The sequence below is a fragment of the Methylobacter sp. sgz302048 genome (assembly GCF_052162025.1).
In the GTDB taxonomy this organism is placed as follows: domain Bacteria; phylum Pseudomonadota; class Gammaproteobacteria; order Methylococcales; family Methylomonadaceae; genus Methylobacter.
The window spans coordinates 2,293,448-2,308,011 of the sequence record NZ_CP197401.1; the positions used below are offsets into that span (position 1 = coordinate 2,293,448).

Consider the following 14,564-nt stretch of genomic DNA (forward strand, 5'->3'; position numbering starts at 1 on the left):
CCAGTGATTTAAAAATTAGTTTGACAACTATCTAACTAAATTATTAGACTGACAACTAATTAGTTAGATACCTAACTAATATTTAAATTCAAATTTACCATAGAGGGCAAGCTATGAACATGGAACAACAAATAGAAAGGCAACGGGTTCTGTATTATCAGTCTCTTGAACTTTCTCGTCTGTTGAGCTATTTGGCTTATGAATATCATCTGAAAGACGAACGTTATGAGCGTGTAGAGCGTTTGAATCGTAAAGCCGAAGCACGTATGGATCGTCGCTTTGATCGCCTTATGGAATTGCATGAGGCGTATATGGCTTACCTTCAGAAACAAATTGATTCTTCTATGAAATCGACAGGCCTTGCCCTGTCCCCTGCTCAGCCTGTCGAAGCTGTAGGGCAGGGGGCTTCTTATGAATGTTCTGTCTGTCTTGATACAGGTTACGTATGGGATAACGACGAATATACCAATGTTCCATGCCGCGATTGTGGTGCATGGTTTGAAATTGGAGTACCTCAATAATGCCTCGCCAAATGAAAAACCTGTCGCCTAGCGACTTCTCTGAATTCTGCATTCGTGTTCATGATGCCTCAGCCTCTCTGATGGATTTCGAAGACTACTATGAATGCTATTTCGAAGTACTCCAGTTGCTTTGGTGGAATGCCGACATAGATTTGCCGTTAGCCATTAACACTCAAGGTGGAAATTAATCATGGATGCGTTGTTTTATACCTTGCCTAAATCTCTGCAAGATCGCATCTTGCCGCCTGCCAAAAAGTTTAAATTGTCGCCTGCTGCCCAGGCAAAAAAGGCGGCCATGGAAGCAACCATTGAACCGAAGAAATACCGTTCTGTTTCAGTTGGCCGCGAAGTGAGCACCAGCGACGAGGTACGAGGAGCGCAGTCGAGCGCCGCGGCCATCCCCCCCTTTACTAACAGGGGGGGAAAGTCGAGCGCTAACGGGCCGATGAGTCTACCCAGTTGGGAAGCCAAAGAATATTTAAAAATTGTTTCTTTGGGTGCTAAAGGCAAATTTCAGAAAGTGGCAATTCCGTTGCCGGATAAATCTAAAAATGTCCGTCATTCCTTTGTCGACTGGGTGAACTTTACGTTCAAGGTGGGCAATTTCCCCTTGTCATTGCCTTCCGGCCATCCCGCTATTACGGATAAAGACTATGTGGAGGCTTTATCGGTTCATCTATTCAATATCTTTGGCTATGGCGTAACCGGCCAGCGTGAATCGGGCATGAACTTCTATAAAAGCTCTTTTGATCTCGGTTATCACGGCTGGGGGCTGGTCTGCATTGGCGGCCAACAGGATACCGTTCTAGTGACTGTGAAAGGTCAGGGACTTATGTCGGCTTCACCGGGCTGGGAATACCGCCTCTATCAATTCCTTCTCTCTGTAAAGGATGCCAAGCTTACCCGCGTCTATCTGGCATCAGACAACTTCCATAGTAAAACCTCAATGGATGATTATCTGGCTATGTACCATGCGGGTCTTTTTGTTAATCGGGGCAGGGCGCCGAATATTGAACAGGTTGGTAATTGGATTAAGCCGACTGGCAAGGGACGCACGCTTTATATCGGCAATCGTAAAAGTGGCAAATTGTTAAGAATCTATGAAAAAGGTCTTCAACTGGCTAACGGTTTTCATGAAAAGTATCCCAACTGGATCAGAGTTGAACTCGAACTTAAAAATGATGATCGGTTGATCCCATTTGACTGCCTTTTAAGGCCCGGCCAGTACTTGGCTGGGGCTTATCCGGCCTTAGCCAATATGCACAAAATCCAAACCCGAATTGATACGTTCAAAAAGACCGTTGAAAGCACATTTGAACGGGCTGTTGAAGTGACGCGGCACCAATTCGGCAAATACATCTACACGATCTGTGAAATCTTGGGGGCCGAAGAAGCCATCAAGGTATTAACTGAGGGCAAGCAGGAATTACCAAAGCGGCTCAATTTTGACACCTTCGCGCAATATGCCGAAGGTGACTACATTCATTCTTTACCCACAAAAACTTATGAATCAGGAGTAATCCCATTATGAAAATGAAAGTGATTGGTTGGAAGCATAGCAAAGGCGAATTTAACGGCAATCCTTACGACTATGTAACGATTTACACGTTAGCTCGTCTTGAGCAAAAAGATAATCAGCGTGGATCGGCCGGCATTGAGATGAGAGGTGAATCCCAGCTTGTAGAAAAGCTGAAAAAAATCGATTTTGGTTCCGAAGTTGTCTGCGACGTGGAAACCGAAACCAGGGCAACCGGCAAAGGCCAATTTGCTGAAATGGTCGTTAATGTCTCGCCTGTGGTTTCGCCTGTTGCTGCCATGGGGGCAAAACAATAATGGCTACCGGTGCGCCTGCCTTTGTTCAGGTTTGCACGGTTGCTACAAATCCATGCCCTGCGGGTTATGAATCCGTAGTGCAGGCTTACCTGATTGATCCGGCTTATCAAACTCAAACTGAAATTATGCTGAGTCAATCGGGTATTGATTGGACTGCTGTTTACGATGCGTTCGGCATGTCCTTGTTGATGTTCGCGCTCGGTTTAGGGTTCGGGCTTATTGTTAATCAAGTTAAAAAATTAAGGTAATTAAAAATGAAAAAAATCTTAGGTTCTGTTGTTGCTGGTTCTATGGTTCTTTTGGCCGGCATTGAGAATGCTTCTGCAACTCTTGCTGCTGATGCTCAAACGGCTATTACAGCTGCTCAAACTGATGCTACTACAGTAGGCGGTTATGTGGTTGCTGCTGTGGCTGTGGTGGCTGGTGTAGGTATTGTTCTTGGTCTGATTCGTAAAGCGTAAGGACTGTATTATGTCTCTTTTAGTTTCGTATCTGATAGGCTCTGCTTGGTGTCTATGCTTCGTGGTGGGGTTTCGATGCGTGGCTATTTGAGCATGATTAAAGGGGCGGCTGCGGTCGCCCTTTTTTTTCTGTCGTTTTCAGTGTTTGCCGGTGATCATTGGTATAATACTGAATCTCAATCTTATCAAGCGTGTATTTCTGGTGGCAAGGATTGTCAGACTTCAGAGTTTAAAATTGATTCTGCTTATAGTTTTTGTTATATGAATCAAGCTCGTGTTTACAGGCAGCGCGATATTGTTAATGGTAGTTATCAATATACTGGCGAAAATTATCTTTCTTGTATTCGTCTTCAGTCCTGTGTTTCTCCAAAAGTCGTTGATGAAATCACGGGGCAGTGTATTGATCCACCTCCACCACCTCCAGAATGCGATTTGGGCAAAGTTTTAACTCCAGACGGTCAAGGGTGCGAGTGTTCTTCTGGTACATATCAGAAATTTGGTGCACCTGATCCTAATCCTTGTGAAGTGCCTCTTTGTCCTACGGATTATTATGTCAATTTGACAGTGGCCGATGGTTATTATGACTGTACGGCTGAGCCGCCAGATTGTCCTTTACCTGTTCCTATGTGTTCGAGTCCGTCTTATGAATGTATGGGCGAAGCCAGTACGCCGACCACTATACCCAGTTGCGATAATACGTGCCATGCTGGACAACATGCCTCGGGTGGTTCCTGTGTTCCTGATGAGGAAGAACCCGTGCAGTGCCCACCCAACTATACCTATAACGTGGCTTTAGCTTCTTGCGAGTCGTCGCCGCCTATCGTTTGTCAGGAAGGCTACAAGGCAGGGAAAACAAATGGCGAGAATGTTTGCGTGGCTTCAACAACGGGTACGCCTTCTCAAACGCCAACTAAAAATACAGCGACTACTACCACAACAAGCATTACTACGACGACCATTTATGATAGCAATGGTAATGAAACAGGAACTTCTGTCAGTACGACGACGGGAACATCTAACACGACTATAGATACCTCAGGTCTAGCTCAAGATTCTACTGTCAAGGCTGTTCTTGATACTTTGACTGGTACATCTGATCGTTCTGGTGATGCTTATCAGGGCGGTGGATCGGGAAGCGCTCCTTCTTCCAATGGCGTTGCTCTTGCGCTTAAAAAGTCTGAGTTACAGGCCATGATTAACGGTATCAAAACTGAGTTTTCGACTTTAAAGCCTATTCTGGTCGGTGGCGGTTCTATTGCTTGTGATGGTGGCGTTGATTTGTCTTTTGTTAGTGCGCATTTTGAAATTTGCCTTGAGCCTTATACTGAACAACTTTCTCGCATTGGTTTCGGCGTTTATCTGGCGGCTGCGGCCTTTGCGGTTATGATTATTTTGGGGTGATATATGCTTGAAACATTGGATGCCATTTTTGCTTCTATCATTGCCTTTTTTAATGGTATTGACCATTTTCTTAATACGGCCATTTATGATATTTTGACTTGGGCTTTTGCTCAGTTTATCGAAGCTTCAACCATTGCTTTTATAGATTTTGTAATGTGGGCCACTCCTTTTGCCTGGAATGTTGCCAAGCAAATCATTGTTGATTTGAATCTATCGACTTTGCTTGATTCTGCATGGGGCGCTATGCCTTCTGATCTTCAAGGCGTTGCTACGCTTTTAAAAATCCCGGAGTCGGTCAATTTGTTGATTTCGGCATATTTCACGCGCTTTGTTCTTAAATACATACCGTTTATATGAATATGGTTATTTTTCATTTTGTTTCTTGGTTATTTTTGGTTTGTATTCTTATTATTTATCTTATTTTTAAACGATGAGTATAAAGATTCATCATGGTGCGCCAGGTTCTTATAAAACATCAGGTTCTATTGCTGATGATTTTGTAGCAGCGGCCTTTGCCGGTCGGACGATTATCACCAATGTCAGGGGGCTGAATGATCGTCAGCGCGTTGTGGAGGTTTTGAACAATGCCAGGCGTTTCTTCTTTTTCAAACGGTTCAAAAAGCCTGTGCCGGATTCCTTTGACATTATCTGGATTGATACAAGGGTGGAAGAGGGCAGGGAAAAGCTGTCTCGTTTCTTCCAGTGGGCTCCGCCTGGCGCTTTTATCATGGTCGATGAAGCCCAAGCTATTTGGCTCCAGGAGTGGTCAACTAAGGAACTGCATAAATTTGACTATGAGGGCGGCGCTGATGCCGCTGCACGTGATAACCGGCCTGCCAATTTTCTGATTGCCTTCGAGATGCATCGCCATTACGGATGGGACCTGGTTCTTACTACGCCGAACATTGACAAGATCAGGAAAGATATTCGCGGCTGTGCTGAAGGTGCCTATAAACACAAAAATCAGGCTTTGATTGGCATCAAGGGGCTTTACCTTGAGGCTTTCCATTTGGCCGAGGATTCAGGAAAAAATAACAATGACTTCTTATCAGTTCGAAACAGACGGATTCCCGGATTCGTCTGGGATCTCTACAAATCGACCGCAACCGGAACCCATAGTGACACGATCGCCGGTACGCCGATTTGGCTCAATCCTCGTGTCTTATTTTTTGTGGTCATTCTTACCGGCTTGTTTGTCTTTCTTGGCTCTCGTCCTGCGCCTGCTGTCATATCCGGTAAAACTCCTGCTTTATCCGCTCCTGTGGATAGCAAGAAAGCTCCTGCTGCGTCTGGCGGTTCTGTTCCTAGTGCTGTGGGTGATGTCAAAGCTACTTCACTTTCTGTTGTCGTAGAAGAACCGTTGGCGGGTTTCTCTTGGCGGATTGCTGGCGTATCGATTATTAATCATTCAATAACACCCTATCTGGAATTGACCAATGATTCAGAAGTATTGCGGCTGTCTGGTAAGGAACTTGCGGCTTATGGATACAAGTTCTCGTTTTATGATCAATGTCACATCTCTGTATCTTATGGAGAACGCGTGTTCCATGTACGTTGTCGATCTGCATTGCCCAAGGATAAATCTATTGAAAGTTTAATTGCTTCAAATTAGATTAAATAGGTAAAATACATCAACAAGCAAACCATGTGCCAAAAATAAAAATTATTAAAACGCGATTTGTAAAAGTCAAATATATTTTATTTTCCATGGCAAAACCCATGCCATTATATTATATGTAACTTTATAATTTTTGTTTGTATAAGTTATTTATATTATTAATTTTGTCTATACTTGGCGTTTATTCTTTTATTAAAGGAAGTTTAAGGATGATCGCTAAGAGGGTAGTATTTTTTTCTATATTTCTTTTTAGTATTAGTCTTGTTTCTCTAGCCGAACCTGCTCAAAATATCTTTCAAAGGCTTGGTGAAGCTATAGGTCAAACATCTAAGGAAATAATTGCTGATCCGGTTATAAAAAACATGGAAAAACGTCATCATGTAAAAACCGGTTTGGTTAAATATAATCCAGATGATGATATGCCGCCTGAAGAGCATAGGGATATGTGGGGTCGAGTTGAATCTAAAAAAGGTAATTGTTGGGTTCATGTCAAGACATTTAAAAAAATCTGTGATCAAGATTTAAAGCAATAATGTTTGTAATTTGATCTACTTTGATTAGTCTGCTTAACTACGTGTAGTGCGTAGCGATTCTATTTTTTCTTGCTACACTTCTTCAAAACAACAGCTAGGGTTATCCCGTTATGATTTCATATGATAAAGATTTTTATGGTTGGGTACAGGATCAAGCTGCTGCATTGCGTGCGGGCCGTTTGTCGGATTTGGATATAGAACATTTGATTGATGAGGTCGAAGCAATGGGGCGAAGTGAGAGAAGGGCGTTAGAAAGTCGTTTGGTTGTTTTATTGGTTCATTTGCTTAAGTGGAAATATCAACCGGCTCGGCGTGGTAGAAGCTGGCAATTAACATGCAAAGGCCAGCGTATCAACTTCGAAGAGATTTTAGATGATAACCCAAGCCTCAAGTCTCAATTAGATGTCTTGCTTTCAAGGGCCTATGATAAGGCCGTTATTGATGCGGCCACCGAAACCGGCTTGGATGAGGAAACGTTCCCGTCGTCTTGCCCCTGGTCATGGTCACAAATACGCGATGTTTCCTTTTATCCGGATTAAGTCTTCATAATTTGAATTGTTGTAACATAAAATCAAATAGGTATAATATGATTTGTTGTTACATAAATTCAAAGGTGATTTATGCGTGGTGGTAGGCGTGAAAATGCAGGAAGGAAGCCTAGTTTATTAAAAAAAGAATCTGTTGTTGTTCGTGTTGATGCTGATCTTTTACCTATTATTGAAAAATTGAAGCAAGCTCACGCTAAAAATGATGCTGATACTTTGGCTTCTGTTGCATCCGCTCTTGATGGTGGTTCGGCAATTCAAACCTTGGCTTTTTTGCTTCGGCCTTATGTTTAGTGGCTCAGCTATGCCGCGCTTATGCTTTATCAGATAAAGACAGGCATGATAGCGCGGCATATAAGGCGCCCACGGAAAGTCTTATTTCTTCTGCCGTATCGCGCCGCAAAATAAACCCAATCAACAGTATCAAGGACGGAAAGGGGCCATAGTTGAACCTTATCAGATAGCGCCTGTCATCAATCCAGCAAGCTGCCCCTTTCCCTAATTAACCCTTGACCAGCATGAATTGATTAGCTAACACGGACAAGCGTGTGCGGCTTATCATCTGCTATGTTTTCATTGCTGATTGCTTCTAGGTTACGGCATATGCCCGTCCTGTTCATGCCGGCAGCGTGGTATAGATACCGGATCGCCCGAACTTCGTAGCTGTAAATAAAATCTCCTTCAGGCGATTCGATGCAATCGGGCCTGATCCGGAACCCACGCCAGTTTTTGCCCAAAAAATCGAGCCGGCCAGCATAAAGCATCAGGCATAAAAAAACCGCCTTGGGCGGTTCTCTTATTCCGTCGTTCCAGCTTTTGACGGTTCGCTTGTGTACGTCAAAAATTAACGTACAATCTTCAATGCTCAAGCCTGCTTCCATTCGCAATTCAAAAAAGGATTTATCAATAACAATGGATTTTTTCACTTTTATAGTTTCCATTAAAAATATTGCCCGACAAATGACGGGTGCGGGCATTTTTAATGGCGTGTATGATGATGACTATTGAATTTAACATAATATACATTATGCGAAATTTATAATTACATTTACTTTGGGGATTATTACTATGAAACATCCGGAATTTCCTTTATCCGATGAATTAATTTATTTAAATCATGCGGCTGTATCACCGTGGCCTAAAAGAACTAGCGAGGCAGTCGCAAAGTTCGCAGAACAAAATACGCTATACGGATCATATTTTTATCCAGAATGGCTGGCTAAAGAATCTGAATTACGGTCCCAGCTCCAAGTTTTATTAAACGCTCCCTCTGCAGATGATATTGCTTTGGTTAAAAATACTTCTGAAGCTCTATCTTTTGTCGCCTATGGCCTGGATTGGAAATCCGGCGACAATATTGTCAGCAGTAATGAAGAATTTCCTTCTAATAGATTACCTTGGCAATCTCTGGCCCAACAAGGTATTGAATTTCGTCAAGCTGACTTAAGAAATTCTACTTCTCCTGAGGACGCTTTGTTTGAGTTGGTAGATGGTAATACCCGTTTGCTAACAATAAGCTCTATACAATTCGCTTCGGGTCTGCGTCTGGATCTGGAAAAGATAGGCGCATTCTGTAAACAGCGCAATATCTTTTTCTGTATTGATGCAATTCAAAGCCTAGGTGCGGTTCAGTTTGATGTGCAGGCTTATCAAGCTGATTTCGTTATGGCTGATGGTCACAAATGGATGTTAGGCCCTGAGGGCTTGGGTGTTTTCTATACTACGCCTACAGCTAGAGATAGACTAAAATTGACTCAATACGGTTGGCACATGATGAAAGACACCTATAATTATGAAAATAAGCCATGGGAAGTTCATCCTACTGCCCGTCGTTTTGAATGTGGCAGCCCGAATATGCTGGGAATTCATGCACTCTCTGCCAGCCTGTCGTTATTGCTGGAAACCGGGATGACAGCTGTTGAATCTTCGATTATGGAAAAAACAAACTATTTAATGGAACAGATTCATAGAAACGAGAAGTTAATTTTATTATCTCAGAAGCGAAATCAATTAAATTCCGGTATTATAATATTCAAGCACGGAACAGCCCCGAATAATGCTTTTTATAGATACTTACAGAAAAATGGCATTGTCTGTGCTTTACGCGGTGGCGGAATACGGTTATCCCCACATTTTTATAATAATAATGAAGAATTAAAGAAAGCGATATCTATAATGGAACTGTATTGCGATTAACAGTTCCCGTTAGATTTCTCTATATAAAAACGACTCTATTAATAACCGGTTATCCAGTTTGCAACAAATCGCCCTATTCTTTCGATTACGATTGAGAATGAGCTTGGTGTTCATTCTATTTATCTTTTTGCTGAGCCAATTCGCTTCAGCCGCGCCTCCTGTAATTGAAAAACAACAAAACATAGTCATTCCTGTCATCAATAGCGCTAATCAGCAGGATACTATCAGCCGAAATGGGTTAAGTGCTATTTTCAAGATGCGCTTACTGCGTTGGAACGATGGTTCCGCGGTGACAGTTTTTGTACTCAATGATGATGATCCATTACATAAACAATTTTGCAAACAGATATTAAATGTTTTTCCTCATCAAATGCGCCGAAATTGGGATAAGTTAGTATTCAGCGGATCAGGTCAGGCTCCAATTCTTGTAGAAAGCAAGGAGGAAATGATCGAAAAAATAGAAAAAACACCGGGGTCTGTAGGTTATTTAAATTTAAGTGATTTAACAAATGGTATCAAGCGGTTGGATATTAAATAAGGAAATGTGCATGTATGCTGGCAAATTTAATTTAAATAACCTTACAAGACTGCTCATTTGCAATGTTGTGGTAATAACCCCTTTTATTTCCAGCAATGCAATCGCAGCTGAAAAAAACTGGCTGCCGGAGTTGCCGGATACAGTACAAATACATGGTTTTCTTTCTCAAGCATTAATTCACACATCAGATAATAATTTCTTTGGTACAACTGATGACAATATTTCTGATGATTTCAGAGAATTAGGAATTAATGGCTCATGGCGTATCATCCCTGATTTGCAAATAGCGATGCAGGTAGTATGGCGGGATGCAGGAAAAACTGATGAACAAGGTTTGCGTATTGATTATGGACTGGCTGATTATCGCCTATACTCATCTGAGGACAGTTTGTTAGGCATTAAAGCCGGAAGAGTTCCAACGCCATTAGGTTTATATAATGACACTCGAGATGTCGCATCTACCAGACCAAGTATATTTTTGCCACAATCAATTTATTTTGACATCAATCGAAACAGTGCGCTGTCTGCTGATGGTGGCTATTTCTATGGTGAGCAAAATACCGATTGGGGGGATTTTTCATTTAATGTCGGCATTGTTGTTCCTCGAAGTGACGACCCTGACCTAACAGCTCAACTCGCAAAGAATATTCAAGCATATGGAGATACCTCTTGGATTAGCCGCTTAAATTATGAGTGGCGTGGCGGTGAAGTTCGACTTGCTATTACATATGCTGAGTTCAATGCTCACTTTTCGCCTATACCTGCTCCAATTAAATTTAATGAAGGGCAGTTCCAATTTAAACCGCTGATTTTCTCTGCTCAATATAATGCAGAAAAATGGTCACTAACTGGAGAATATGAATTCCGTGGCCAACGATTGAATAACTTTGGCCTATTTCCTGATTCTGATACGACAGGTGAAGGTTATTATCTGCAAGGAATTTACAAATTTACATCTTATCTGGAAGGTATGGTTCGATATGATCAGCTTATCTGGGATAAAGATGATAAACACGGAGATAAGTTTTCTGCTAAATTTGGTGCACCAGCCTATTCACGATTTGCTAAAGATTGGACTGTTGGTTTGCGATTTAAATTAATTCCTGGTTTGCTTCTCAGTACCGAATATCATCGTATAAACGGGACAGGAACAATATCCAGATTAGAAAATCCTCCTGGAGCTACAAAGCAACATTGGGATCTGTATGCAATAATGTTGTCATATGATTTTTGATTTAAATCAGATTATTTCCATTTCAGACTGAAGCTGAAATTTACTATGTAAGTCGAATTGTGGTTCAGGCATAGGTTTGCCTATACCATAACCTTGAGCGTAGTTTACCCCCATTTCTGATAATTCTTTCAATATCATTTCATTCTCAACAAACTCAGCAATTGTTTTTATCCCCATTCCCTGCCCGACATCATTAATTGCTTTTACGAAAAGCTGATCTTCTCTATTATTGGCAAGATTCTTAATAAAGCCGCCATCGATTTTTAAATATTGGACAGGTAATTGTTTTAGATGGCTCATAGATGAAAAACCGACCCCAAAATCATCCAAAGCAAATTTACCGCCAATATTTGTGACATAAGTCATGAAATCACGAGCTGCTTGTATATTCGTGACAGCCTGCGTTTCCAGAACTTCGAAAATGAATTTGTGAGCAGGAACATTCCACCTATCAAGATGCTCAGCTATTATGGAAAATGCATTAGGATTTGAGAGCATTTCACCGGACAAGTTAATGGATAAATGAATGTCCAGTCCCTGCTTAATAAATAAAGACTGTTTTTTAAAAGCGAGATCAATGACTCTTTGATCAATTTTGGTGATGAGCCCAAAGTGTTCGGCAATACCGGTGAACATACCTGGCGGGATAATTTCTCCATTTTCATCAATCATCCGTAAAAGACATTCATAGTGGGAAATACTTTTATCAGCTATTCTCATAATAGGCTGATAATAAAGAATAAAGCGGTCTTCTTCTAACGCCTTTTCAATTTTTGCCTTCCAATTTACTCTATGCCGTATTTCATCCCTAGCTAGATCCTCCATAGAAGCGAGACACCACCCTCCTCTGCCCATTTGTTTTGCTTTATACATGGCGATATCTACGGTTGCCATCAACTCTTGGGAAGAGAAACCGGGAGCTGGAAAAATTAGCATGCCCGCACTGATAGTCACACCTAAATCAATATTGTTAACTGTAACTTTAACTGTGGCAATCTCGGCGCATATTTTCTGTACTACTTTCTCGGCATGGTCCTGATCAATACAATATGAAATTACTACGAATTCATCTCCGCCTAATCTGGCAACAATATCCGTATCACGAATTATTGAAAGCAGTTTATCAGCGACTTTAATCAATAATTCATCGCCCACATTATGACCGCTGCTATCATTAATATTTTTGAATTGGTCTATATCAAAAAGAATAAGGGCTCCTTTTTGATTATACCGATTGGCAATGGTTAGTGCGTGCTCCAATTCCTGATCAAATCTGCGCCGGTTATATAAATTGGTTAATGGATCATGATCTGCTAGCCATGATAATTTTTTTTCTGTTATTCTACGCTCAGTCAAATCCAGACCAACGGATAATATTTCAGTTTTTTTATTATTTTTTATAAGAGTAAAAAACCATGAAATATATAATTCATTTCCTTTTGATGAAAATAGTATGCATTCATAACGAAATGTTCTTCTCTGCTGGTTGGATATTTCTTCAATTGCATTAGAAATAATTCTTATATCCTCATGACCGAAAACCAGGTTAACGAATAGTTGCCGTTTTAATTCATTTTCGCTATAACCGATCTGTTTCTCGGCATATTTATTGCTCATTACAATTCTTCCGTTATTATCAATTATTATAATAATAACCTGAGCTGTATTAAGAATATTAGATACTAGATTTTTTTCTTGTTGCAGTTCAACACTCCGTTCGGCCAGTCGTTGCGTACGCAGATCAACATCTCTATCTAGGTTTTTTAACGTAAGGATCAAATCTTGCGTGGCATTATTTAATATATCAATTTCATCATTAAATAATTTATGCCCAGAAGAAACGGGCATAATTTCATTTACTTTTAAATAATTTTTCTTGGCTATCCAGGGCAGCAAAGCAATGAATGCATTTAAACGCCTCATTGGTTTAATCAGTAAAAGTAATAGAATCACACCTGCTAAGATTAGGCTTATTGTGCCGCTTAGAGCATATAACATCGATGATCTATGAATATCGATTAATTCTTCACTTAAATTATCAATAATAACAAGATCAGCAATATTATTGTCCTTGCTGAATGGGAAAATAATTATTTCATAATCATTATTATTGTATTCAAAGCGTGCTTTTTTTTGGGGTAAACTATCTGGCAGTTTATTCATAACAGCCAGCAAGAGCGGAAAACTTTTTTCATACTCCGTTAATGCAATGATCGCTTTTGACCATTTATCAAGAGTCGGTTTTGTCGAGACTATTTCATTTTCATTATTCTGTACTAGAATTCCAATTTCCTTACCGGTAATGGCTTTCATCCTTAGCACCATATCGGCTAGGTCTCTTCCAAATATAAATACCCCAATAAACTCTCCATTATGCAAAAAAGGATAAGCCTTATATTGCACGCAATTGATGCTACAAAGAATTTTTTCAAAAGGCTCTTCATTTTCAAATACATAATTGAGCCACGGTGAAAAAACTTCCTTATTTAATACTGTATCGCCCCAACTGTTCAGCAAATCTCCTTTTTTTGAAAATAAATAAGCGGATTTGATATCAGACTCAAGCTCTATTTTGAACCAATTGGCGTTAATAATTTTTTCTATCTGATCCAATGCCTGCTGAGATGATAGGTCAAGACTAATGACAGCGGGAATGATCCAGGTAATATCAATTTGATCAAGCTTTGACTGTTGCAGAATACTATCGAATGCTTGTTGATAAAAGCGATGAACCCTATCTCGCTCCTGTGAATAATTTTTTTCTAATGTCAGATTACCGAATATAAAAACACTGCCTGAAGATGTCAGAATGGCTATGCTTACGGCTAAAATTGCTTTCCATGTAAGGCTCAGGAACCTGCCTTTTTTCTTAGTTTTATCTTGCATTAATATAAGCAATATTTTTTATTACATTTTGTTCGCTTAATTCACTACTAATTTTATCAGACAGACTACGAAACTCTGGAGTTAAATTTTTATAAGTAATTTCTGGATAAAACACATGAGGAACTCGAGTTCCAAAAAACTCAAAAGGTTGGCCTATTTGATCAAATTGAACACCGAGACGACGTAATAAAATTGCAAGTTTAGGCTCTACCATGGCAAGACAGTATTCTATATTCCTCGCAAATGCAAAATGCATAGCAGCTGATACAAGGCACATAGGTAAGTAATTAATTGGGTAACGATTATCTGGATGGGCTATTTTTTCAGATTGTTTAAAAGACTCTCGATCATTATTGTCAGAAAGCCTCCGCCTGAAAGATGGCATAATAGCCATTCTTGAAACTTCACCTATGTTTGTTTTCTCCGCCATGTTTACGCGGGCAGTATTAAAATCAAAGGGTTTTCCATAAAACTTTTCTATGGGAAGCTGATTGTTGAGTTTTTCTATCTGAGGAATCAATCGGATATAACCAATAGCTTGATTGCTTGGTTTATGAAATAGCAAACAATGCAGAGAATATTCATCATATTCATCAAATTCGTGATACCCGAATTCTTCAATATACACTTCATGGCGTAACTTATAAGCGATTTTTTTTAATTCTTCAGTATTGGCATTGACTATCTGAAAATATTTTGAATAATGACTTCCTATATCTTCTTTGTTCTTCATAGCTATCCATTTCTCTTTTTTATAAGCACTTTAAAATCTACACGCTAATGGTAGATTTTTGATTA

17 protein-coding genes are annotated in these 14,564 nt (G+C 40.2%); 14 read left to right on the forward strand and 3 right to left on the reverse strand.

Annotation, left to right across the window (positions count from 1 at the left end; translation table 11 throughout):
• Positions 1–113 precede the first annotated feature (113 nt).
• From ACTNE6_RS10370 to ACTNE6_RS10420, 11 genes are all read left to right on the forward strand, one after another.
• A complete protein-coding gene (locus tag ACTNE6_RS10370; RefSeq protein WP_442499645.1) occupies positions 114–521 on the forward strand; it encodes a hypothetical protein in 408 nt (135 codons plus the stop codon).
• Between the two features lie 190 nt (positions 522–711).
• Complete coding sequence (locus ACTNE6_RS10375) at positions 712–2,052, forward strand: replication initiation factor domain-containing protein (protein ID WP_442499646.1); 1,341 nt, start codon at positions 712–714, stop codon at positions 2,050–2,052.
• The gene (locus ACTNE6_RS10380) at positions 2,049–2,354 is read left to right on the forward strand and encodes a hypothetical protein (RefSeq protein ID WP_442499647.1); all 306 of its coding nucleotides are present in this window, start codon (positions 2,049–2,051) and stop codon (positions 2,352–2,354) included. Before ACTNE6_RS10375 ends, ACTNE6_RS10380 begins: the two co-directional genes overlap by 4 nt.
• Entirely contained in the window at positions 2,354–2,602 is a 249-nt protein-coding gene (locus ACTNE6_RS10385) for a hypothetical protein (protein WP_442499648.1), read from the forward strand. The genes ACTNE6_RS10380 and ACTNE6_RS10385 overlap by 1 nt, the downstream gene beginning before the upstream one ends.
• 6 nt (positions 2,603–2,608) lie before the next feature.
• A complete protein-coding gene (locus ACTNE6_RS10390; protein ID WP_442499649.1) occupies positions 2,609–2,815 on the forward strand; it encodes a major capsid protein in 207 nt (68 codons plus the stop codon).
• A gap of 75 nt (positions 2,816–2,890) precedes the next feature.
• Positions 2,891–4,216 (forward strand): hypothetical protein, encoded by a 1,326-nt coding sequence (locus ACTNE6_RS10395; protein ID WP_442499650.1) that lies wholly within the window; start codon positions 2,891–2,893, stop codon positions 4,214–4,216.
• A 3-nt stretch (positions 4,217–4,219) separates the two neighbouring features.
• Positions 4,220–4,573, forward strand: coding sequence for a DUF2523 family protein (locus ACTNE6_RS10400; protein WP_442499651.1), 354 nt, complete (start codon positions 4,220–4,222; stop codon positions 4,571–4,573).
• A 73-nt stretch (positions 4,574–4,646) separates the two neighbouring features.
• Complete coding sequence (locus ACTNE6_RS10405; RefSeq protein ID WP_442499652.1) at positions 4,647–5,828, forward strand: zonular occludens toxin domain-containing protein; 1,182 nt, start codon at positions 4,647–4,649, stop codon at positions 5,826–5,828.
• Positions 5,829–6,043: 215 nt separating this feature from the next.
• On the forward strand, positions 6,044–6,367 hold the full coding sequence (locus ACTNE6_RS10410; protein WP_442499653.1) for a hypothetical protein: 324 nt from the start codon (positions 6,044–6,046) through the stop codon (positions 6,365–6,367).
• 110 nt (positions 6,368–6,477) lie between these two features.
• Positions 6,478–6,906 (forward strand): DUF29 domain-containing protein, encoded by a 429-nt coding sequence (locus tag ACTNE6_RS10415; RefSeq protein ID WP_442499654.1) that lies wholly within the window; start codon positions 6,478–6,480, stop codon positions 6,904–6,906.
• A gap of 81 nt (positions 6,907–6,987) precedes the next feature.
• On the forward strand, positions 6,988–7,206 hold the full coding sequence (locus ACTNE6_RS10420) for a hypothetical protein (protein ID WP_442499655.1): 219 nt from the start codon (positions 6,988–6,990) through the stop codon (positions 7,204–7,206).
• A gap of 233 nt (positions 7,207–7,439) precedes the next feature.
• On the opposite strand, the gene ACTNE6_RS10425 is transcribed toward ACTNE6_RS10420, so the two are convergent.
• The gene (locus tag ACTNE6_RS10425; RefSeq protein ID WP_442499656.1) at positions 7,440–7,838 is read right to left on the reverse strand and encodes a hypothetical protein; all 399 of its coding nucleotides are present in this window, start codon (positions 7,836–7,838) and stop codon (positions 7,440–7,442) included.
• A 142-nt stretch (positions 7,839–7,980) separates the two neighbouring features.
• On the opposite strand from ACTNE6_RS10425, the gene ACTNE6_RS10430 reads away from it, so the two are divergent.
• The 3 genes from ACTNE6_RS10430 (at position 7,981) to ACTNE6_RS10440 (ending at position 10,880) form a co-directional block, all read left to right on the forward strand.
• On the forward strand, positions 7,981–9,108 hold the full coding sequence (locus ACTNE6_RS10430) for an aminotransferase class V-fold PLP-dependent enzyme (protein ID WP_442499657.1): 1,128 nt from the start codon (positions 7,981–7,983) through the stop codon (positions 9,106–9,108).
• Positions 9,109–9,205: 97 nt separating this feature from the next.
• Complete coding sequence (locus ACTNE6_RS10435) at positions 9,206–9,646, forward strand: hypothetical protein (RefSeq protein WP_442499658.1); 441 nt, start codon at positions 9,206–9,208, stop codon at positions 9,644–9,646.
• A gap of 10 nt (positions 9,647–9,656) precedes the next feature.
• On the forward strand, positions 9,657–10,880 hold the full coding sequence (locus tag ACTNE6_RS10440) for a hypothetical protein (protein ID WP_442496639.1): 1,224 nt from the start codon (positions 9,657–9,659) through the stop codon (positions 10,878–10,880).
• Positions 10,881–10,886: 6 nt separating this feature from the next.
• Here the strand turns inward: ACTNE6_RS10440 and ACTNE6_RS10445 are convergent, their stop codons facing one another.
• Both ACTNE6_RS10445 and ACTNE6_RS10450 read right to left on the reverse strand, forming a co-directional pair.
• Positions 10,887–13,766, reverse strand: coding sequence for an EAL domain-containing protein (locus tag ACTNE6_RS10445; RefSeq protein ID WP_442496640.1), 2,880 nt, complete (start codon positions 13,764–13,766; stop codon positions 10,887–10,889).
• Entirely contained in the window at positions 13,756–14,499 is a 744-nt protein-coding gene (locus ACTNE6_RS10450; protein WP_442496641.1) for a PEP-CTERM/exosortase system-associated acyltransferase, read from the reverse strand. Before ACTNE6_RS10450 ends, ACTNE6_RS10445 begins: the two co-directional genes overlap by 11 nt.
• Positions 14,500–14,564 lie beyond the last annotated feature (65 nt).